18 protein-coding genes are annotated in these 20,145 nt (G+C 71.4%); 9 read left to right on the forward strand and 9 right to left on the reverse strand.

Annotated elements, in window-relative coordinates; translation table 11 throughout:
• Positions 1–52: 52 nt before the first annotated feature.
• From FHX80_RS11845 to FHX80_RS11870, 6 genes are all read right to left on the reverse strand, one after another.
• On the reverse strand, positions 53–625 hold the full coding sequence (locus FHX80_RS11845) for a hypothetical protein (RefSeq protein WP_145764159.1): 573 nt from the start codon (positions 623–625) through the stop codon (positions 53–55).
• A gap of 98 nt (positions 626–723) precedes the next feature.
• Positions 724–1,170, reverse strand: a complete 447-nt coding sequence (locus FHX80_RS11850; protein ID WP_145767235.1) for a hypothetical protein — start codon at positions 1,168–1,170, stop codon at positions 724–726.
• Positions 1,171–1,309: 139 nt separating this feature from the next.
• Positions 1,310–3,160 carry a dihydroxy-acid dehydratase gene (ilvD, locus tag FHX80_RS11855; RefSeq protein ID WP_145764160.1) on the reverse strand — a complete coding sequence of 617 codons (1,851 nt, stop codon included), beginning with the start codon at positions 3,158–3,160 and terminating at the stop codon, positions 1,310–1,312.
• A gap of 105 nt (positions 3,161–3,265) precedes the next feature.
• Entirely contained in the window at positions 3,266–3,895 is a 630-nt protein-coding gene (locus FHX80_RS11860; protein ID WP_145764161.1) for a TetR/AcrR family transcriptional regulator, read from the reverse strand.
• Positions 3,892–4,719, reverse strand: a complete 828-nt coding sequence (locus FHX80_RS11865) for a sugar phosphate isomerase/epimerase family protein (protein WP_145764162.1) — start codon at positions 4,717–4,719, stop codon at positions 3,892–3,894. The genes FHX80_RS11860 and FHX80_RS11865 overlap by 4 nt, the downstream gene beginning before the upstream one ends.
• 96 nt (positions 4,720–4,815) lie before the next feature.
• Positions 4,816–5,766: a Ppx/GppA family phosphatase gene (locus tag FHX80_RS11870; protein ID WP_145764164.1), complete on the reverse strand. Its 951-nt coding sequence runs from the start codon at positions 5,764–5,766 to the stop codon at positions 4,816–4,818.
• A 41-nt stretch (positions 5,767–5,807) separates the two neighbouring features.
• Between FHX80_RS11870 and FHX80_RS11875 the strand changes: the two genes are divergently transcribed.
• On the forward strand, positions 5,808–6,650 hold the full coding sequence (locus FHX80_RS11875) for a DUF3109 family protein (RefSeq protein ID WP_145764165.1): 843 nt from the start codon (positions 5,808–5,810) through the stop codon (positions 6,648–6,650).
• A 144-nt stretch (positions 6,651–6,794) separates the two neighbouring features.
• On the opposite strand, the gene FHX80_RS11880 is transcribed toward FHX80_RS11875, so the two are convergent.
• Positions 6,795–8,732 carry a BACON domain-containing protein gene (locus FHX80_RS11880; RefSeq protein ID WP_145764169.1) on the reverse strand — a complete coding sequence of 646 codons (1,938 nt, stop codon included), beginning with the start codon at positions 8,730–8,732 and terminating at the stop codon, positions 6,795–6,797.
• 184 nt (positions 8,733–8,916) lie between these two features.
• Here FHX80_RS11880 and radA point away from each other — a divergent pair, with 184 nt between their 5' ends.
• Together radA and disA are read left to right on the forward strand one after the other, a co-directional pair.
• A complete protein-coding gene (radA, locus tag FHX80_RS11885) occupies positions 8,917–10,329 on the forward strand; it encodes a DNA repair protein RadA (RefSeq protein WP_145764174.1) in 1,413 nt (470 codons plus the stop codon).
• Positions 10,330–10,464: 135 nt separating this feature from the next.
• The gene (gene disA / locus FHX80_RS11890; protein ID WP_145764181.1) at positions 10,465–11,589 is read left to right on the forward strand and encodes a DNA integrity scanning diadenylate cyclase DisA; all 1,125 of its coding nucleotides are present in this window, start codon (positions 10,465–10,467) and stop codon (positions 11,587–11,589) included.
• 202 nt (positions 11,590–11,791) lie between these two features.
• Here disA and FHX80_RS11895 read toward each other — a convergent pair whose 3' ends face one another.
• Positions 11,792–12,619, reverse strand: a complete 828-nt coding sequence (locus tag FHX80_RS11895; protein WP_145767236.1) for a hypothetical protein — start codon at positions 12,617–12,619, stop codon at positions 11,792–11,794.
• A 492-nt stretch (positions 12,620–13,111) separates the two neighbouring features.
• Here FHX80_RS11895 and FHX80_RS11900 point away from each other — a divergent pair, with 492 nt between their 5' ends.
• The 5 genes from FHX80_RS11900 to cseC all read left to right on the forward strand — a co-directional run bounded on the left by FHX80_RS11900 (position 13,112) and on the right by cseC (position 17,766).
• Positions 13,112–14,014, forward strand: a complete 903-nt coding sequence (locus FHX80_RS11900; protein ID WP_145764182.1) for an HhH-GPD family protein — start codon at positions 13,112–13,114, stop codon at positions 14,012–14,014.
• 279 nt (positions 14,015–14,293) lie between these two features.
• Positions 14,294–14,929: a SigE family RNA polymerase sigma factor gene (locus FHX80_RS11905; protein ID WP_145764183.1), complete on the forward strand. Its 636-nt coding sequence runs from the start codon at positions 14,294–14,296 to the stop codon at positions 14,927–14,929.
• Positions 14,917–15,657: a hypothetical protein gene (locus tag FHX80_RS11910; protein WP_145764184.1), complete on the forward strand. Its 741-nt coding sequence runs from the start codon at positions 14,917–14,919 to the stop codon at positions 15,655–15,657. The genes FHX80_RS11905 and FHX80_RS11910 overlap by 13 nt, the downstream gene beginning before the upstream one ends.
• A gap of 10 nt (positions 15,658–15,667) precedes the next feature.
• Positions 15,668–16,375: a two-component system response regulator CseB gene (cseB, locus tag FHX80_RS11915; RefSeq protein ID WP_145764185.1), complete on the forward strand. Its 708-nt coding sequence runs from the start codon at positions 15,668–15,670 to the stop codon at positions 16,373–16,375.
• Positions 16,372–17,766: a two-component system sensor histidine kinase CseC gene (gene cseC, locus FHX80_RS11920; protein WP_244318228.1), complete on the forward strand. Its 1,395-nt coding sequence runs from the start codon at positions 16,372–16,374 to the stop codon at positions 17,764–17,766. The genes cseB and cseC overlap by 4 nt, the downstream gene beginning before the upstream one ends.
• Before the next feature lie 96 nt (positions 17,767–17,862).
• On the opposite strand, the gene FHX80_RS11925 is transcribed toward cseC, so the two are convergent.
• Positions 17,863–19,431 (reverse strand): MDR family MFS transporter, encoded by a 1,569-nt coding sequence (locus FHX80_RS11925; RefSeq protein WP_145764186.1) that lies wholly within the window; start codon positions 19,429–19,431, stop codon positions 17,863–17,865.
• A gap of 121 nt (positions 19,432–19,552) precedes the next feature.
• Between FHX80_RS11925 and FHX80_RS11930 the strand changes: the two genes are divergently transcribed.
• A complete protein-coding gene (locus tag FHX80_RS11930) occupies positions 19,553–20,137 on the forward strand; it encodes a TetR/AcrR family transcriptional regulator (protein ID WP_145764187.1) in 585 nt (194 codons plus the stop codon).
• Positions 20,138–20,145: the final 8 nt, after the last annotated feature.

Raw genomic sequence — 20,145 nt, forward strand, 5'->3', positions numbered from 1 at the left:
CAGGCGACACGGGCCGGATCGCCTCCGGCCGTGCGTGCCGCGTCGCTTCGCGCTACTTGCGGCGGGCCTTCTTCGCCTTGGCCGTCTTACGGGCTGCCGGATTTCCGGTCCGGGCCGACCGTCGCTTCGCGTACCGGACCTGGGCCGCCTCGTACTCCGCGCGCCGGAGCTTCTCGCCCGGCGCCTCGGTGAACGTACGGAAGAAGTACGCGAGCAGCGAGCCGATGAAGCCGATCGTCTTGAGGCCGCGCAGATTGTCCTCGCGGCCGGGGTCGGCCGGGCGGCTGCCGAAGCCCTCCCAGGTCTTGCGGAAGGCGATCGCGCTGCAGATGGCGAACATCAGGACCACCAGGATGCCGACGAAACTGCCGACGTCGGCGATCTCCAGACCCTGGTAGGCGAACCGCAGCAGGAAGCAGGAGGCGGCGGTCGCGGCGAGCGAGCCGACGGCGACTCCTGCGCGGCGCAGACCGTAGTTGCCGTCGTGGGCGACCCAGCTCGTGCCGAAGAAGCGGATGGGCTCGGGCTGCGGGCCGGGGGCGGTCGCGGTGGCGCCTGCGGGTGCCGTCGCGGACTCGGTGGTGCCGGGCGCCGTGCCGTCGGGGATCTCGCTGTTCTCGCTCACGAGGTCGATTATCCCAGGCCCGGGCCTGCGACGGGCCGGCCCGGGACGGCGGGCGGTGGCGCCGGGCCCGCTCCGGGCGGGCACGGCGCCGTCGCGCGTCAGCCGCAGTGTCCCCACGAGCTCGTGTAGGTGTACGTCCCTACGCCTGCCTCGATCATGCCGCCCCACTTCACACAGCGGTTGCCGGCGGAGAGCCGGACCGGGCCCGCGTACGAGGAGTACGTCCCCTGGTCCTTGGCCTGCCCCTTGCCGTCCCCGTCCACGTCGAGCCAGGCGCCGGTCGTCAGCGCGTAACCGCTGGTGGCGGAGGCGTGGAAGGTGACCACGCAGTTGTACTTGGTGCTCGCGTTGTAGAGCAGGTAGACGCGGGCCAGTTCGGCCGACGAGTTCCGGAACGCGTGCGAGTCGAGCTGGGTGTATCCGGATCCGCAGACACCGGCCGGGGTGGCGGCGGCCGAAGCCGCCCCGGCCGGGGCGACGCCGAGGACCGCGAGGGCGGCAACGGCTGACGCGATGACCGCTGATCGCCGTACGGAAGTGCGCATGGTGCCCCAATCATGATCATGCATGACAAGGGTGCGAGCTTACTGCGATCACTCGGATGCAAGGAGTAGTTTTCGCGCCACGACGGGCTGTGTCGGCGGGCCCGGCCCCTCGTGGGAGGGGCCGGACACCGACGGGTTCTCAGCCGAGCTTGGAGACGTCGCGGACGGCGCCGCGGTCCGCGCTGGTCGCCATGGCCGCGTAGGCGCGCAGTGCCGCCGAGACCTTGCGCTCGCGGTTCTTCGGCGCGTACACACCGTTCAGCGCCTCACGGCGGGTGGTCAGCTCGGCGTCGGGGACCAGGAGCTCGATCGAGCGGTTCGGGATGTCGATCCGGATCCGGTCGCCGTCCTCGACGAGCGCGATCGTCCCGCCCGATGCCGCCTCCGGCGAGGCATGTCCGATGGACAGGCCCGACGTACCGCCGGAGAAGCGTCCGTCGGTGACCAGTGCGCAGCTCTTGCCGAGGCCGCGGCCCTTGAGGAACGACGTCGGGTAGAGCATCTCCTGCATACCGGGGCCGCCGCGCGGGCCCTCGTAACGGATGACGACGACGTCGCCCTCCTTGATCTCCTTGCGGAGGATCTTGTCGACGGCTTCGTCCTGCGACTCGCAGACGACCGCCGGGCCCTCGAAGGTCCAGATCGACTCGTCGACGCCGGCCGTCTTCACGACGCAGCCGTCCACGGCGAGGTTCCCCTTGAGGACCGCGAGGCCGCCGTCCTTGGAGTACGCGTGCGCCATGTCGCGGATGCAGCCGCCGGCCGCGTCCACGTCGAGGGTCTCCCAGCGCTCGGACTGCGAGAAGGCGGTGGCGGAACGGACGCAGCCGGGGGCCGCGTGCCACATCTCGACGGCCTCCGGGGACGGTGAGCCGCCGCGGATGTCCCAGTTCTTGAGCCACTCGGCGAGCGTGTCGGAGTGCACCGAGTGCACGCCCTCGTTGAGCAGACCGCCGCGGTGGAGCTCACCGAGGATGGCGGGGATGCCGCCCGCCCGGTGGATGTCCTCCATGTAGTACGTGCCGCCGGGCGCCACGTTGGGGGCGACCTTGGAGAGGCAGGGGACCCGGCGCGAGACCTCGTTGATGTCGTCGAGGCCGTACGCCAGCTGGGCCTCCTCGGCGGCGGCCAGCAGGTGCAGGATCGTGTTGGTCGACCCTCCCATGGCGATGTCCAGCGCCATCGCGTTGTCGAACGCGGCGCGGGTGCCGATGGCGCGCGGCAGGACCGTCTCGTCGTCCTGCTCGTAGTAGCGCTTGGTGATCTCGACGACCGTGCGGCCGGCCTCCTCGTACAGCGCCTTGCGGGCGGTGTGCGTGGCGAGGACGGAGCCGTTGCCGGGGAGGGAGAGGCCGAGGGCCTCGGTCAGGCAGTTCATCGAGTTGGCGGTGAACATGCCGGAACAGCTGCCGCAGGTGGGGCAGGCGTTCTCCTCGATGCGGAGCATGTCCTCGTCGGAGACGTTCTCGTTGACCGCGTCGCTGATGGCGTTGATCAGGTCCAGCTTGCGGACCGTGCCGTCGACGAGGGTGGCCTTGCCGGCCTCCATCGGGCCACCGGAGACGAAGACCGTGGGGATGTTGAGGCGCATCGCGGCCATCAGCATGCCCGGGGTGATCTTGTCGCAGTTCGAGATGCAGATCAGCGCGTCGGCGCAGTGCGCCTCGACCATGTACTCGACGGAGTCGGCGATCAGGTCGCGGGACGGGAGGCTGTAGAGCATCCCGGCGTGGCCCATCGCGATGCCGTCGTCGACCGCGATGGTGTTGAACTCGCGGGGCACCGCGCCCGCGGCCTTGATCGCGTCGGAGACGATCCGGCCGACGGGGGCGAGGTGGGTGTGGCCGGGGACGAACTCCGTGAAGGAGTTGGCGACCGCGATGATCGGCTTGCCGATGTCCTCGCTGGCTACGCCCGAGGCCCGCATAAGGGCGCGGGCGCCCGCCATGTTGCGGCCGTGGGTGACAGTGCGGGACCTCAGCTGGGGCATCGTCTCTCGCTCCTTCGACAGAAAAGACTGATTCCGAGCGTACGCCTCCGGTGCCGGAATGTGGACAAGGTGTCCGGGATCCGGGATCGAGGGAGGCGGCGGAGGCTATTCCTCTGTCAGGTAGCGCTGCAGTGTGGGGGCCACCATCGCGACAATCTTTTCCGGGGGCGCCGATGCCAGTGGTTCTGCCTGGATCACGTACCGCAGCACCGCGATGCCCACCATGTGCGACGCGGCCAGTTCCGCGCGGAAGGCGGCGTCGGGGACGTCCAGCTGGTCCGCGATCCGGCCCAGCAGGCGTCGCAGCACGAAGACGCGCAGGCCCTTCGCCGCCGCCTCGTGGGTCATGGCCGAGCGCATGACCGCCAGCAACGGGGCCCTGGACACCGGGTTCTCCCACACCTCGATGAAGTAGCCGGCCAGCCGCTCCCCCAGGCCCTCCGTGCTGCTGCCGAGGATGTCCGGGATCGCCAGCGCGGGCTCGAAGGAGAGCTCGACCGCGGCGGCGAAGACCTCGTCCTTCGTACCGAAGTAGTGGTGGACCAGTGCCGCGTCCACGTCGGCCGCCTTCGCGATGCCGCGGATCGACGTCTTGTCGTAGCCGCGCTGCGCGAATTCGTTGCGGGCGGCCTCCAGAATGCGGGTGCGGGCATCGGGGCCGGTCGTCGACTCGGCGCGGGATGGACGGCCGCGGCGTCTGGGGCCGGTGCTCGGGGTCCCGTCGCCCGTGGTCATGAGCGCGGCGCCCGTACGGAGGACGACGCGAGGTGCAGCCGGGTGAACGCCAGGGCCTCGGCGAGGTCGGCCTCGCGTTCCGCCGACGACATCGCCCGGCGGGTGTTGACCTCGACGACGACATGGCCGTCGAATCCCGTACCGGCCAGCCGCTCCAGCAGCTCCGCGCAGGGCTGGTCGCCCCGGCCCGGCACCAGGTGCTCGTCCTTGCCTGAGCCCTTGCCGTCGGCGAGGTGGACGTGGGCCAGCCGGTCGCCCATGCGGTCGACCATGGCCAGGCCGTCCGTGCGGGCGGTCGAGGTGTGCGAGAGGTCGACGGTGAAGTGCCGGTAGTCGTCGTTGGTGACGTCCCAGTCCGGGGCGTACGCCAGCATCTCCCGGTCCCGGTAGCGCCACGGGTACATGTTCTCGACGGCGAACCGCACATCGGTCTCGTCCGCCATCCGCCAGATCCCGGTGACGAAGTCACGCGCGTACTGCCGCTGCCAGCGAAAGGGCGGGTGGACCACGACGGTCGACGCCCCGAGCTTCTCCGCGGCCGCCCGCGCCCGCTGGAGCTTGACCCAGGGATCGGTGGACCAGACGCGTTGCGTGATCAGCAGACAAGGGGCGTGAACAGCCAGAATCGGCATCCGGTGGTAGTCCGCGAGCCTGCGCAGGGCCTCGATGTCCTGGCTGACGGGATCGGTCCAGACCATGACCTCGACACCGTCGTAGCCCAGACGCGCGGCGATCTCGAAGGCCGTCGCCGTCGACTCCGGATAGACGGAGGCCGTCGACAGGGCGACCTTCGCATCCGGGATGCGCACCACTGGTTCTGCCACGCAGACAGCGTACGGGCCGCGGTGCGTCGCGCCGAGAGAAGCCCGGCTGAAAGTGAGAAGGCCCATGGGGTTCTCCGCGCCCGTCCGCGGTGGCCGTCAGTTCAGGGCCGGCGCGTCCCGTGTCGGCAGATGGTCCAGGCGGCGCAGGATGACGCCCTCGCGCAGCGCCCAGGGGCAGATCTCCAGCTCCTCGACGCCCAGGAGGTCCATGGCGCCCTCCGCGACCAGCGCCCCCGCCAGCAGCTGGGCGGACCGACCGTCGGAGACGCCGGGCAGGCGCCCGCGCTCCTCGACCGTCATCGCCGCCAGCTTCGGCACCCACTCCTCCAGTGCCTTGCGGCTGAGGGTGCGCTGCACGTACAGCCCCTCGGTGGAGCGGGCGGCGCCCGCGATCCTGGCGAGCTGCTTGAAGGTCTTGGACGTGGCCACGACATGGTCGGGGCGGCCGAAGCGGGTGAACTCGCCGACGCTGCGGGCGATCCTCGCCCGTACGTGCCGGCGCAGCGCCTTCACCTCCGCCGGGTCCGGCGGATCGCCGCGCAGCCAGCCGGCCGTGAGGCGTCCGGCGCCGAGCGGCAGCGACACGGCCGCGTCCGGCTCCTCGTCGATGCCGTACGCGATCTCCAGCGAGCCGCCGCCGATGTCCAGGACCAGCAGCTTGCCCGCCGACCAGCCGAACCAGCGGCGGGCGGCGAGGAAGGTGAGCCGGGCCTCCTCCGCGCCGCTGAGGACCGCGAGGTCGATGCCCGTCTCGTCCCGCACCCGGGCCAGCACCGTGTCGGCGTTGCTCGCCTCCCGCACCGCCGAGGTGGCGAACGCCAGTACGTCCTCGCAGCCCTTGTCCTCGGCGGCCTGCGCCGCGTCGGCGACGGTCGCCACCAGCCGGTCCACGCCGAGCGGGCCGATCGCGCCGTCCTCGTCGAGGAGTTCGGCCAGGCGCAGCTCCGCCTTGTGCGAGTGCGCGGGCAGCGGGCGGGCGCCGGGGTGCGCGTCCACGACCAGCAGATGAACCGTGTTCGACCCCACGTCGAGGACTCCGAGTCTCATATGCAGAACGCTACTGCGGCGGTCCGTCTTACTCTTGGCCCGTGCCAAAGACGAAAAAGGCGAAGCCGGACAAAATCACGACGAAGCAGAAAACGAAGCAGGAGATGCAGCAGCCGAAGACAAAGGGACCCAACGAGTCCGACGAGACGGGGATCGACTTCGCGCGGGCCTGGGTGGAGTTCCCGGACCCCGCCGACGACGAGCAGGTCTTCCGCTGCGACCTGACCTGGCTGACGTCCAGGTGGAGCTGCATCTTCGGCAGTGGCTGCCAGGGCATCCAGGCCGGGCGCGCGGACGACGGGTGCTGCACGCTCGGCGCCCACTTCTCCGACGAGGACGACGAGAAGCGGGTGGCCGGTCACGTCGCCCGGCTGACCCCCGATCTGTGGCAGTTCCACGACGTGGGTACGCAGTCGGGCTGGGTGCAGACCGACGACGACGGCGAGCGCCAGACCCGGCGCTGGGAGGGTTCGTGCATCTTCCAGAACCGGCCCGGTTTCGCGGCGGGGGCCGGCTGCTCACTGCACATCCTCGCGCTGCGGGAGGGCAAGGAGCCGCTGGAGACCAAGCCGGACGTGTGCTGGCAGCTGCCGGTCCGGCGTACCTACGACTGGATCGACCGGCCCGACGACACCCGGGTGCTCCAGGTGACGATCGGTGAGTACGACCGCAGGGGATGGGGCCCCGGCGGTCATGACCTGCACTGGTGGTGCACGTCGGCGACGTCGGCGCACGGGGCCGGGGAGCCGGTGTACGTGTCGTACCGCCCGGAGCTGACCGAGCTGATGGGCAAGGAGGCGTACGACCGGCTGGTCGGGCTGTGCGAGGAGCGGCTCGCCTCGCTGCTACCGATGGCGCCCCACCCGGCCGATCCGACGGCGTAGGCCCCTGGGGCGCGGGTCCCGGAGCAGGGGGCACGGGTCCCGGGCGGGTCCCGGGGCGCGGGTCCCGGGGCGCGGGTCGCTTGCCGCCGCGGGGCCGTCTCGCCGGCGGCAGGGTCGCTTGCCGCCGCGGGGCCGTCCCGCCGGTCAGTTCGCCGGTGGTGGGACGCTCGGGCTCTTCTCCGGGCCGGTCCGGGTCGACGGGTCGGGGGACGGGCTCGGCCCGCCCGGGTCCGTCGGTGTGGTGGTGGGATCCGTCGGGTCGGCAGTCGGGTCCGGCGGGTCCGGTGTCGGCTCCGTGGGATCCGGTGAGGACGACGGCGGGTCCGACGGGTCGTGCGGGTGGGGGCGGGGGCGCGGGTGGAGCGTGCCGCTCGGCCGTGAAGGCCACGAGGACCATGAAGGCTGCGAAGGCTGTGCCGGGTGCGGTCTGTCGCGCGACGGCCGTCTCCCGCCGTACCCGTGAATCGCGACGACCGATCCCGACGGGGTGACGGCGACCCGTGCGGTCCAGTGCGAGGCCGGTTCGCGCCCGTGGTCGACGAGGACGCGGATCGTGACGCTGCCGCCTGCTGCGAGCTTCCCGGACGAGTTGCCGAGGCGCAGCCAGGACGCGGAGGTCCGGGCCGACCAGGCGACCGGGCCGGACCTCGACGCGGTGAGGGTGATCATCGTCGTGCCGCCGGGCGAACGTGCCTCGACGGTGAGGGCGCCCGCCCGCCCCGCGTCCGGCCCCGCGCCCGTGTCCACGCTGATGACCTCGGCGGAGACGTCCGGGAGGCCGCCGTCGTCCGTGAAGCGGGGGCCGGACTCGAGGCTGGCGTTGCCCGCGTTCGCGTAATGGCCGTACGGGTCGCCGCCGTGGCTGCCGTCCGCCTCGGTCGCGGTGACCGAGGACCCTTCGTGCCCCTCGCCGGTGAGCGGCGCCCCCCGGTACGCGGACCACAGGGCGATCACCGGGGCGGCGACGACCGTGGCGACCACTGTCGTCGTCATGACCCTCGACCGCAGCCGGTCCCGGCGCGCGGCATGGTCCTTGGGGTCCATCGGGAAGCCCGCCCGGTCGAACCGCGGAGTGGCGGACCGATTCTTCTGGTGCTTCTGGGCGTGGATCATGGCCACATAGGCGGACGGGCGCGGCGCCTCGACGACCGCCAGCGCGGCGACCGGGGGGACGGCCGCACCCGGCCAGGGGCCCTCGGCGCCGGCCCGCTCGGCGGCGTTGCGGCAGCGGGGGCAGTCGTCCACATGCCGAACGAGCTCGCGGCGCAGGGTCGCGGAGAGCAGCACGCGCTGATCGCCGGTGAGCCTGCCGACCGTGGGGCAGTTGCCCGACTCGGCGACGGCGAGCGCGGCCCTGGTCCGCTCCACCTCGCAGGCGGCCGCTGCCAGGAGTTCTCTGGCCGCCGCGGCCTCCAGACCGAGGACGGCGGCGACCGCGACCGGGGTGAGCCGGTGCCGTACCGCGAGCTCCAGTGCCTCCCGCTGTTCGGGGGTGGTGCCCGCGGCCTCGGGCCAGGCCAGCTGGGCCAGCTCGCGGCGGTGCGCCTCGGCCGCCGCGGGGGTCTCCGGGGCGGCGGCGGACTGCGGCTTCGCGGACCGGGGCGCGGAGGGCGGTGCGGAGGGCGGTGCGGTCGGGGCCTTCGGTGCGTGGGCGGCGACCGGGGGTGGGGGCGTGCGCCGTCCTGCGCGCGCCCCTTGCGCGGCCGGGGCGTGGCGGCTCTCCTTCGCCGACTGCCCGCGCGCCCGCGCCTTGTCGTGCCGGCGGTGCGCCTGGCGGCCCTGTTCCCGCTCGGCGAGCCTGCGCAGACACGTCCACCTGGCCAGCGCGTACAGCCAGGTTTTACGTTCCTCCTCGCCCGTGGGACACCGTCCGCCCTGCCGTTCCGCCAGCGCGAGCACACCGCCGAGCGCGTCGGTGGCGGCATCGTGGTCGCAGAGCACGGAGAGGCAGTAGGTGAACAGGCCGTCGAGATGCGGCTCGTAACGGGCAGGCGGCTGCTTCGGCGAGGAGTGCGGCGCGCGATGCCGCACCCGATGTGCGCCGGGGGTGTTCGTGTGGATCTCCAGCCAGCTGCTCGTCACCTTGCGACCGTAGGCAGGACGGGGCATGCCCCTCGCGCCCCTTGAGTAGATTTAACCCTTACGGGTGAACGTATCGCTTGAAAGCGGACAGGAACCCCTGATTCCGACGCGGGAGGGCGGCGTGCGCTCCCCCCGTCGCACCGCGCCGGACGGCACTGTCCGAGGTCACCTATACGGTGGCGCCATGGCTGCCCGTACGAAATCCGCGAAGGACCGGCCGTCCTACCGCTGCACGGAATGCGGCTGGACGACCGCCAAGTGGCTCGGCCGCTGCCCCGAGTGCCAGGCGTGGGGGACGGTCGAGGAGTTCGGCGGCGCCCCCGCGGTACGGACCACGGCGGCCGGCCGCGTCTCCACCGCCGCGCTCCCGATCGGCCAGGTCGACAGCCGGCAGGCCACCGCCCGCTCGACCGGCGTCAGTGAGCTGGACCGGGTGCTGGGCGGCGGGCTGGTGCCCGGTGCCGTCGTGCTGTTCGCGGGTGAGCCGGGCGTCGGGAAGTCCACCCTGCTGCTGGATGTGGCGGCCAAGGCGGCAAGCGAGGAACGCCGCACGCTCTATGTGACCGCCGAGGAGTCCGCCAGCCAGGTCAGGCTGCGCGCCGACCGGATCGGGGCGATCAACGACCATCTGTACCTGGCCGCCGAGACCGATCTGTCCGCGGTCCTCGGCCATCTGGACGCGGTCAAGCCGTCGCTGCTCGTCCTGGACTCCGTACAGACCGTGGCCTCACCCGAGATCGATGGGGCGCCCGGCGGCATGGCGCAGGTCCGCGAGGTCGCCGGGGCGCTCATCCGCGCCTCCAAGGAGCGCGGCATGTCGACCATGCTGGTCGGCCACGTCACCAAGGACGGGGCGATCGCCGGGCCCCGTCTGCTGGAGCACCTCGTCGATGTGGTGCTGTCCTTCGAGGGCGACCGCCATGCCCGGCTCCGGCTCGTGCGCGGCGTGAAGAACCGGTACGGGGCGACCGACGAGGTCGGCTGCTTCGAGCTCCACGACGAGGGCATCACCGGTCTCGCCGATCCGTCCGGGCTCTTCCTCACCCGCCGCGACGAACCCGTGCCCGGCACCTGTCTGACCGTCACCCTCGAGGGCAAGCGGCCGCTGGTCGCCGAGGTGCAGGCGCTCACGGTCGATTCCCAGATCCCTTCACCCCGGCGCACGACCTCGGGGCTCGAAACGTCCCGGGTGTCGATGATGCTGGCCGTGCTGGAGCAGCGCGGCCGGATCAGCTCGCTGGGCAAACGGGACATCTACAGCGCGACGGTCGGCGGCGTGAAGCTCACCGAGCCCGCCGCGGACCTCGCGATCGCGCTGGCCCTGGCCAGTGCGGCGAGTGACACACCGCTGCCCAAGAACCTTGTGGCGATCGGCGAGGTGGGGCTCGCGGGCGAGGTCAGAAGGGTCACGGGGGTCCAGCGCAGACTGGCGGAGGCGCACCGGCTGGGCTTCACGCACGCGCTGGTTCCGACCGATCCGGGAAAGGTCCCGGCCGGTATGAAGGTCACGGAAGTCGCCAACATGGGCGACGCGCTGAGAGTGCTCCCGCGCCGGTCCCGTACACAGGCCCCACAGGAGGACGGCGCACGCCGGTAGACTTTGCCCTGGTCTCGCCCGTCCGTACGAACGGTATGAGGGACGTAGGGTCTTCGTTTGGCTCACCCCGCGAGCCCGGCATGATCCAGACGGGAAGCCCCAAGGGCACCGCGAACCTGTGACCGGAGGAGTGCAGTGGCAGCCAGCGACCGGGCAGCATCGCCCGGAAAATCCGGCCAAGGCACCGGTAACGAGGCGCTGATGCGCGCCTCGTTGACCGCCGTCGCGCCCGGAATGGCCCTGCGGGACGGCCTGGAGCGCATTCTCCGAGGCAACACCGGCGGGCTGATCGTGCTCGGCATGGACAAGACCGTCGAGTCGATGTGCACCGGCGGCTTCGTGCTGGACGTGGAATTCACCGCGACCCGGCTGCGTGAGCTGGCCAAGCTCGACGGGGCGTTGATCCTCGACAAGGACATGACCAAGATCCTGCGGGCCGGCGTGCAGCTGGTCCCGGACGCCTCCATCCCCACCGAGGAGACCGGCACCCGCCACCGCACGGCGGACCGGGTCTCCAGGCAGTGCAACTTCCCGGTGGTCTCGGTCTCGCAGTCGATGCACCTCATCGCGCTGTACGTGCACGGGCAGCGCCGGGTCCTGGAGGAGTCCGCCGCGATCCTCTCCCGCGCCAATCAGGCGCTCGCCACGCTGGAGCGGTACAAGCTCCGGCTCGACGAGGTCGCGGGCACGCTCTCCGCTCTGGAGATCGAGGACCTGGTGACCGTCCGGGACGTGACCGCCGTCGCGCAGCGTCTTGAGATGGTGCGCCGGATCGCGACCGAGATCGCCGAGTACGTGGTGGAGCTGGGGACCGACGGCCGGCTCCTCTCGCTCCAGCTCGACGAGCTGATCGCGGGCGTTGAGCCGGAGCGCGAGCTGGTCGTGCGCGACTACGTGCCGGAGCCGACCGCGAAGCGGTCGCGCACGGTGGCGGAGGCGCTCACCGAACTGGACGCGCTGTCCCACACCGAGCTGCTCGAACTCGCCGTCGTGGCAAGGGCGCTGGGTTACAGCGGCTCCCCCGAGACGCTGGATTCGGCGGTCTCGCCGCGCGGTTTCCGGCTGCTGGCCAAGGTGCCGCGGCTGCCCGGGGCGATCATCGACCGGCTCGTGGAGCACTTCGGCGGTCTGCAGAAGCTGCTCGCGGCGAGTGTGGACGATCTCCAGACGGTGGACGGGGTCGGCGAGGCGCGGGCGCGGAGCGTGCGCGAGGGCCTGTCCCGGCTGGCCGAGTCGTCGATTCTCGAACGGTACGTGTAGCCCCCCGCTGCCGCGCGCCCGTCCGGGGCGGCGCGGTGGCGGTGACAATGGCAGCGGCAGTGGCTTTAGCGGGTGCGTTGACGGCTCGTCGATGGCTCGTCGACGGCGCCTGAGTACGGCGCGTGAAGTGTTCGGCGGGACCCGGTGGATCGCACCGGGCCCCGACCGCGTTCAGGTCCCGGTGGCCGAGGTCAGTGCCCGGTCAGTCCTTCGCGAGGACGAACGAGGCGCGCTTCACGGGCTCGCCCGGCGCCTTGGCCTCGACCAGATACGTGCCGGGGCCGGCCTTCCCCGCGGGCGGCGTCGCGCACTTCGGGGCGCTCTTCGCGCGGTTCCACTCCACGGTGTGCACGACGGTCGCGCCCGCCGGGACCTTCAGCAGCACGGCGGCCGCGTTGCGCGGGCAGTCCTTGGAGGACCACACCTCGTTGTCGTCGCCACCGGCTTCGGTGATGGTGAGGACCGCGCTCTTCGGGCCGAAGTCGGCCTTGCAGGCGGTGGACGAGGTGTTCTTGGCGATCAGCCGGAACTTCGGCTTCTCGTCGGGTCCGTAACTGATGGCCGTCTTCAGGGTCAACTGGAGTGCGCCGGGCGTGCAGTCGGGGATCGTGGAACCGGCCGGGAGCTGCTGCCCTGCGGTTCCGCCACCGCCGGAGGCGCCGCCCGGACCGGAGCCCGAGCCGCCGTCCGTACCGCTGCCCGAACCGGAACCGGCCTTGCCGGAGCCGCCGTTGGCTCCGCCCGAGCCGCCCGAGCCCCCGTTGGCTCCGCCCGAGCCGGTGTCCGAACCTCCGCCGCCGCTGTCGTCACTCCCGCCCGAGTCACCCGACTCGTCGCGCCCGCCCGGCTGTTCACTGATGGCCGGGCCGGAGACGGAGGGTCCTGGCGTGATCGCGTCAGCGGGGCCGGAGCCGGGAGCCTTGGAGTCGTCGTGATTCCCCTTGCCGTCACGGGAGGTGACGGCCCATACGATCAGCAACGCGAGCAGCGCGATCAGCGTCGCCGCTACCGCCCTCCGTCGCCAGTAGATGGTGGAGGGAAGCGGCCCGATCGGATTACGCAGAGAACCCACGGCTCAAACTGTACGAGAGATCGGCCTCAACTCCCGCCCCACCCGCCGCCCTGATCCGCAATTTTGCCGATCATCATCCCGGGACGGCCCGTTCCCCGCTCCCGGCGTCCACGAAGCGCCCACAACGGTGATCGCCCAACGTGACCAAGGGGGCCGGATGCCTACCCTCCGTCACGCGGACGGTTCACATCCGAACGGAACCCGGAACGCTGCGGACGGAACCCGGAACGGTGGATTTCGACGCCCCCGGTGGAGCGGAGGCCGGACCGACGGGCCCGATGCGGCCACTTGCCGCAACCGGATCCGGGGGTGTGCGGCCACTTGCCGGATCGGAGGTCCGGTGGCGTGGGGACAGACGGGTGGCACTATCACTCCAAGGGCTCTTATGAGGGGTGACACCCCCGTGCCCCGGACCGTCGTCCGCCCTTCCGTGTCAGGATCGGGAGTGCGATGACTGCCACGACAGCGACACAGACGACCCCCGCCTCCCTCCATACCCCCGTCATCGGGTGGTTCGACCAGCACGCCCGCGATCTGCCCTGGCGCCGCCCCGAAGCGGGCGCCTGGGGTGTGATGGTGAGTGAGTTCATGCTGCAACAGACCCCCGTCAACCGGGTGCTCCCGGTGTACGAGCAGTGGCTGGCCCGCTGGCCGCGCCCCGCCGACCTCGCGGCGGACCCTCCCGGCGAGGCGGTCCGCTCCTGGGGCCGGCTCGGCTACCCCCGGCGAGCGCTGCGGCTGCACGGGGCCGCCCAGGCAATAACGGAACGACACGGCGGCGACGTACCGAGCGAGCACGCCCAGCTGCTCGCACTGCCCGGCATCGGTGAGTACACGGCGGCGGCCGTGGCCTCGTTCGCGTACCGGCAGCGGCACGCCGTCCTCGACACGAACGTCCGCAGGGTGTTCGCGCGGGCCGCGACCGGCATCCAGTACCCGCCGAACGCGACCACCGCCGCCGAGCGCAAGCTCGCCCGCGCGCTGCTCCCCGACGAGAGCGAGCAGGCGGCGCAGTGGGCCGCCGCGACGATGGAGCTCGGGGCCCTCGTCTGCACCGCGAAGAACGAGGACTGCACGCGCTGCCCGATCGCCACGCAGTGTGCCTGGCGGCTGGCCGGAAAGCCCGCACACCAAGGGCCCCCGCGCCGCGGCCAGACCTACGCCGGTACGGACCGGCAGGTGCGCGGCAGGCTGCTCGCCGTGCTGCGCGAGACGGTGACACCGGTGCCGCAGTCGGCGCTGGACGCCGTGTGGGAGGAACCGGTGCAGCGGGCCCGTGCGCTGGACGGCCTGGTCGCCGACGGCCTCGTCGAACCACTGGCCGGCGGCCAGTACCGGCTGCCGCTGACCTGACGGCCGGGCGGGACCTCCCGCCCGGCCCCGGGGGCAGGCCCGTAACGCACCCCTGTAACGGCCTCGCCCGCACCCCCGTAACGGCCTCACCCACGGCCATAAGGGCCCTTTGTCCCACTCCTCCTGTGCTGTTACACAACCGATGGGCAGCCGTGCGTCGGCGTATGGCTGCTCCGCACAGGCCCGTGACAACCGCTCCGTAGCGTCACCGACGTCAGCCCGACGACCAAGCGGCTGGCAGCGGTACCACGGGGATCCACGGGGACGGAGGCGGTTGTTATGGCGCAGGGCGAGGTGCTCGGATTCGAGGAGTACGTGCGTACCCGGCAGGAGGCGCTGCTGCGCAGCGCACGCCGGCTGGTCCCCGACCCCGTGGACGCGCAGGACCTGCTGCAGACCGCCCTGGCCCGCACCTTCGGCCGCTGGGACGGCATCGCCGACAAGTCCCTCGCCGACGCCTATCTGCGTCGCGTCATGATCAACACCCGGACCGAGTGGTGGCGGGCCCGCAAGCTGGACGAGGTCCCCACCGAGCAGCTCCCCGACGCCAGCGTCGAGGACGGCACCGAGCAGCGTGCCGACCGCGCCCTGCTGATGGACGTTCTGGGCGTACTGGCTCCCAAGCAGCGCAGCGTCGTCGTGCTGCGACACTGGGAGCAGATGAGCACGGAGGAGACCGCCGCGGCGCTCGGAATGTCGGCCGGTACGGTGAAGAGCACCCTGCACCGCGCCTTGGCGCGGCTGCGCCAGGAACTGGAGAGCAGGGAAGAGGCCGGCCGGGTGGCCCGGATCCGCGAGGACCGGGAGCACAGGCCGGCCGTCCGTGCGGCAGCTCCGGTGCGGCCTCGGGCACAGACCGGGACGCCGGGGATCGGGCGTCATGACGAGCGGGGGCGGGAGCGGTGCGCGGCCTGACAGGCGGCGGTGACGGCGACGGGATCGACGGCGCGGTCACCGACGGGCGAAGCGGGAACAGGACCGGTGACGGGGACGGACGGCTCCCCACCGGATGGGCGGCGAGCGGTACGGCTCTGGCCGGGCTCGCCGTCATCGGCCTGTTCGCCGTCAGCTGCTCCACCGGTGGCACCGGCACCCGCGACGAGGGCCCGGCGGGCACCCAGCCGGTCGCGCAGATCACGCCGACCCCCACGACACCGTCCAGGGCCAAGCCGACCCCCCGGGTCGACGCCGTGGCCCTGCTCAAGGCGGACACGAGGGTGAGCGAACGGGTCCGGACGGACCTGAAGCCCTGCACCGGCAAGGAGTACCCGGTGGACACCTCGTACGGCAAGCTGACCGGCGGCCCCTCCGCCGACGTCGTGGTGAACGTCATGACCTGCGGCGATTCGGTGGGCGTCGGCACCTATGTGTACCGGCCCCGCGGCAACGGCACGTACGAGAACGTGTTCACCACCGAGCAGCCCGCCGTCTACGGAACCATCGACCGCGGTGATCTGGTGGTGACGACGCAGGTCTACGGGAAGAAGGACTCGGTCTCCTATCCCTCGGGCGAGGAAGTGATCACGTACCACTGGGCGAACACCCGGTTCAGCGAGCAGGACCGGGTGCACAACGACTTCAACCGAGCCGTCGGTACCGGGGAAGGGGAACTCCCGGAGCCCACGGACCCGACGAAGAACTGAGAGCGTTCCGATGGCCGAGACCCATGTCCTGTTCGTCGAGGACGACGACGTCATCCGCGAGGCCACCCAGCTGGCGCTGGAACGGGACGGCTTCGTGGTCACCGCGATGCCCGACGGTCTCCGGGGACTCGACGCGTTCCGGGCCGACCGGCCCGATATCGCCCTGCTCGACGTGATGGTGCCCGGACTGGACGGGGTGAGCCTGTGCCGTCGCATCCGGGACGAGTCGACGGTTCCCGTGATCATGCTGTCGGCCCGTGCCGATTCGATCGATGTGGTGCTCGGCCTGGAGGCCGGGGCCGACGACTACGTCACCAAGCCCTTCGACGGCGCGGTGCTGGTCGCCAGGATCCGCGCCGTGCTGCGCCGCTTCGGCCACGCGTCGGGCGGCCGGCCGGGCGGCGCCGCCGAGACCGAGGCCGGGCCCGGTGGCGGTGTGCTGGTCTTCGGCGACCTGGAGATCGACACCGAAGGCATGGAAGTGCGCAGGGGCGGCGAGCAGGTGAGCCTGACCCCGACCGAGATGCGGCTGCTGCTGGAGTTCTCGGCCGCGCCCGGCACGGTGCTCTCCCGCGACAAGCTGCTGGAACGGGTCTGGGACTACGGCTGGGGTGGCGACACCCGGGTCGTGGACGTCCATGTGCAGCGGCTGCGCACGAAGATCGGCCAGGACCGGATCGAGACGGTCCGCGGCTTCGGCTACAAGCTCAGGGCATGAGGCGGCCGGTCCTGCGGACGAGTGTCCGCTGGAAGATCAGCATCGCGATCGCCGCGGTCGGCGCCCTGATCGCGGTCGCGCTGAGCCTGGTCGTGCACAACGCGGCCAGGGTCTCGATGCTGGAGAACGCCCGCGAGGTCCAGCTGGAGCGGCTGACCTACGCCCAACTGCTCTACGAGGCGACGAAGACGAAGAAGGCCGACCCCCGCTTCGGGGCGAAGCTCAACGATCCGACGATGCCGAAGAGCCTGCGCCAGGAGACCCGGAAGAACCGGCGTGCCACGCATGTGGAGGACGGCGGCGGGGTGCCTGACGTCTGGGCAGCCGTACCGCTGGCCAATGGCGACGTCCTCTCGCTGCACACCCGTTTCGCCGACCGTTCCACCATGATCATGGGCGATCTCGACCGGGCCCTGATCATCGGATCGGTCTCGGTCGTCTTCGGCGGCTCAGCGCTGGGTGTGCTGATCGGCGGCCAGCTGTCGCGCCGGCTGCGCAAGGCGGCCGCTGCGGCCGGGACGGTCGCACAGGGCCATACGGAGGTCCGGGTCCGGGACGCCGTCGGCGGCGTCGTCCGGGACGAGACCGATGAGCTGGCCGGGGCGGTGGATGCCCTCACGGACGCGCTGAACGAGCGGATCGAGGCCGAGCGCCGGGTCACCGCGGACATCGCGCACGAACTGCGCACCCCGGTGACGGGGCTGCTGACGGCGGCCGAGCTACTGCCGCCCGGCCGCCCGACGGAGCTCGTACGGGACCGGGCGCAGGCGCTGCGCACGCTGGTCGAGGACGTGCTGGAGGTGGCCCGGCTGGACAGTGCGTCCGAGCGGGCCGAGCTGCAGGAGGTCGCGCTGGGCGACTTCGTCAGCCGCCGGATCGCGCTGCTGAACCCGGAGGTGCGGGTCCAGGTGGTCCACGAGTCGTGGGTCAGTACCGATCCGCGCCGGCTGGAGCGCATTCTGGGCAATCTGCTGGTCAACGCCGCCAAGCACGGCTCCACCCCGGTGGAGGTGACGGTCGAGGGCCGGGTGGTGCGCATCCGCGACCACGGCACGGGCTTCCCGGCGGCCCTGCTGCGGGAGGGCCCGAGCCGGTTCCGTACCGGAAGCAGCGACCGGGCCGGGCACGGCCACGGGCTGGGGCTGACGATCGCGGCCGGTCAGGCCCGGGTCCTCGGCGCCCGGCTGACCTTCCGCAACGCCGCCCCCGAGGGCGCGGTCAAGGGCAACGGCGGGGCGATCGCCGTGCTGTGGCTGCCCGAGCACGCGCCGACCGACACCGGCAGCTATCCGTTGCTCCAGCTGGCCGAACAGCGCGGCCCCCAATCGAACGGCAGGACGGCCACCGGTAGCGGCAAGGGCCCCGATCGCAGGTCGCCCGACGGCCTCTGAGCGGTCCGGACGGACGAACGGACGGACACGGCGACGGGGAGGCCCCGGGGTGCGCGCACCCCGGGGCCTCCCCGTGTCGGACAGCAGCCGGCCGGATCAGCCCGCCGCGTCCGCGACGGGCTCCGGACCCGCTCCCCGCAGCGGCACCTCCTTGACGAACAGCGACGCCACCACGGCGATCAGGCCGACCGAGGCGCCCACCAGGAAGGCGAGGTGCGTACCGGACGACACCGCGAACTCGTACGCCTCACGCACCGGGACCGGCAGCTTCGCCAGACTCGCCGCGTCCAGCTGGGCGGACGCCGTGGTGGCCGCCCCGCCGCCACGGGCCACCATCTCGTCCTGCACCCGCCCGGTGAACAGCGCACCCATGATGGCGACGCCGAAGGAGCTGCCGAGCGTACGGAACAGGGTGGTGGCGGACGAGGCGACGCCCATGTCCTTCAGCTCGACGCTGTTCTGCGCGACGAGCATCGTGATCTGCATCAGGAAGCCCATGCCCGCTCCGAGCACGGCCATGTAGATGCCGGAGGTGAAACGGGTGGTGCCGGTGTCCATCTGCGAGAGCAGGAAGAGACCGGCCACCATCAGGATCGAGCCGACGATCGGGAAGATCTTGTACCGGCCGCTGCTGGTGGTGATCCGGCCGGCGATCAGCGAGACGATCATCATCGACAGCAGCATCGGCAGGAGCAGCAGTCCCGAGTTGGTCGCGGAGGCGCCCTGGACGGACTGCTGGAAGAGCGGCAGGAAGAGCACCGCGCCGAACATCACGAAGCCCGACATGAAGCCGACCACGGACATCAGGGTGAAGTTCCGGTTGCGGAAGACGTGCAGCGGGATGATCGGCTCCGCGGCCTTCGTCTCGACGAAGAGGAAGCCGGCCAGCGACGCGACACCGATCGCGATGAGCTCCATGATGACGGCGGAGTTCCAGTCGTACTGCGAGCCGCCCCAGGTGGTGACCAGCACGATCGAGGTGATGCCGACCGTCAGCAGCCCGGCGCCGAGATAGTCGACCTTCGACTTGGTGCGTTCCTGTTTGGGCAGGTGCAGTACAGCGGTGACCATGCCCAGGGCGACGGCGCCCAGCGGCAGGTTGATGTAGAAGCTCCAGCGCCAGCCGAGGTGGTCGGTGATGGTGCCGCCGACCAGCGGTCCGCCGATCATGGCGATCGCCATCACGCCGGCCATCAGGCCCTGGTACTTGCCGCGCTCGCGAGGCGGCACCAGGTCACCGATGATCGCCATGACGCCGACCATCAGACCACCGGCACCGAGGCCCTGGATCGCGCGGAAGCCGATCAGCTGGCCCATGTCCTGGGACATTCCGCTGAGGACCGAGCCGATCAGGAAGAGCACGATGGACGTGAGGAATATGCCCTTGCGGCCGTACATGTCGCCGAGCTTGCCCCAGATGGGGGTGGAGGCGGCGGTGGCCAGGGTATAGGCGGTGACGACCCAGGACAGGTGCTCCAGCCCGCCGAGGTCACCGACGATGGTCGGCATCGCGGTGCCGACGATGAGGTTGTCGAGCATGGCCAGCAGCATGGCGATCATCAGGGCGAGCATCACCACCCGGACGCTGCGCTGCTGCGGCTCGCGTTTCGGCTTGCGGTCGGCTGCCTTCCCGCCCGTCCCCGTCGCCGTCTTCAGGTCCGACATGTTCCCCAACTCCCCTGATCCCCTGCACACCGCGCACTTACTTGACGCCCGGCTAGTTGACTACAGTGGGGGAAAGTACTCCCGTAACTAGCCGGGCGTCAAGTAAGTATGGGAGAGCGCCATGAGCAGCACGTCGCAGCCACGCCGGGGCAACACCCGCCAGCGCATCCAGGACGTCGCTCTGGAACTCTTCGCCGAGCAGGGCTACGAGAAGACCTCACTGCGTGAGATCTCCGAGAAGCTGGACGTCACCAAGGCCGCGCTCTACTACCACTTCAAGACGAAGGAAGACATCCTCGTCAGCATCTTCGAGGACCTCAACCGGCCCGTCACGGATGTGATCGCCTGGGGCCGGGAGCAGCCGCGCACCCTGGAGACGAAGAAGGAGATCCTCGCCCGCTACAGCGAAGCGCTGACCAAGGCCGCCCCGCTCTTCCGCTTCATGCAGGAGAACCAGGCGACCGTGCGCGACCTGAGCATCGGCGCGACGATCAAGGACCGGGTGCTGGGCCTGGTCGACCTGATCAAGGATCCCGACGCCCCGCTCACCGATCAGGTGCGGTGCCTCAGCGCGATCTTCACCCTGCACGCCGGCATGTTCGGGCTCAAAGACATCGACGGCGACGCCGAGGACAAGCGCAAGGCCGTCCTCGAGGTCGCCGTCGATCTGGTGACCCGGGCGCATGACCCGGGTGCCGACCGGTAACGGTCGCC

Source organism: Streptomyces brevispora (assembly GCF_007829885.1).
GTDB lineage: Bacteria > Actinomycetota > Actinomycetes > Streptomycetales > Streptomycetaceae > Streptomyces > Streptomyces brevispora.

Coding starts and splice junctions, on each gene's coding strand:
- ilvD (WP_145764160.1), bottom strand. CDS start 3,160: ATGCCCCAGCTGAGGTCCCGCACTGTCACCCACGGCCGCAACATGGCG.
- FHX80_RS11850 (WP_145767235.1), bottom strand. CDS start 1,170: ATGCGCACTTCCGTACGGCGATCAGCGGTCATCGCGTCAGCCGTTGCC.
- FHX80_RS11870 (WP_145764164.1), bottom strand. CDS start 5,766: ATGAGACTCGGAGTCCTCGACGTGGGGTCGAACACGGTTCATCTGCTG.
- FHX80_RS11925 (WP_145764186.1), bottom strand. CDS start 19,431: ATGTCGGACCTGAAGACGGCGACGGGGACGGGCGGGAAGGCAGCCGAC.
- FHX80_RS11930 (WP_145764187.1), top strand. CDS start 19,553: ATGAGCAGCACGTCGCAGCCACGCCGGGGCAACACCCGCCAGCGCATC.
- FHX80_RS11900 (WP_145764182.1), top strand. CDS start 13,112: ATGACTGCCACGACAGCGACACAGACGACCCCCGCCTCCCTCCATACC.
- FHX80_RS11860 (WP_145764161.1), bottom strand. CDS start 3,895: ATGACCACGGGCGACGGGACCCCGAGCACCGGCCCCAGACGCCGCGGC.
- FHX80_RS11905 (WP_145764183.1), top strand. CDS start 14,294: ATGGCGCAGGGCGAGGTGCTCGGATTCGAGGAGTACGTGCGTACCCGG.
- radA (WP_145764174.1), top strand. CDS start 8,917: ATGGCTGCCCGTACGAAATCCGCGAAGGACCGGCCGTCCTACCGCTGC.
- cseC (WP_244318228.1), top strand. CDS start 16,372: ATGAGGCGGCCGGTCCTGCGGACGAGTGTCCGCTGGAAGATCAGCATC.
- cseB (WP_145764185.1), top strand. CDS start 15,668: ATGGCCGAGACCCATGTCCTGTTCGTCGAGGACGACGACGTCATCCGC.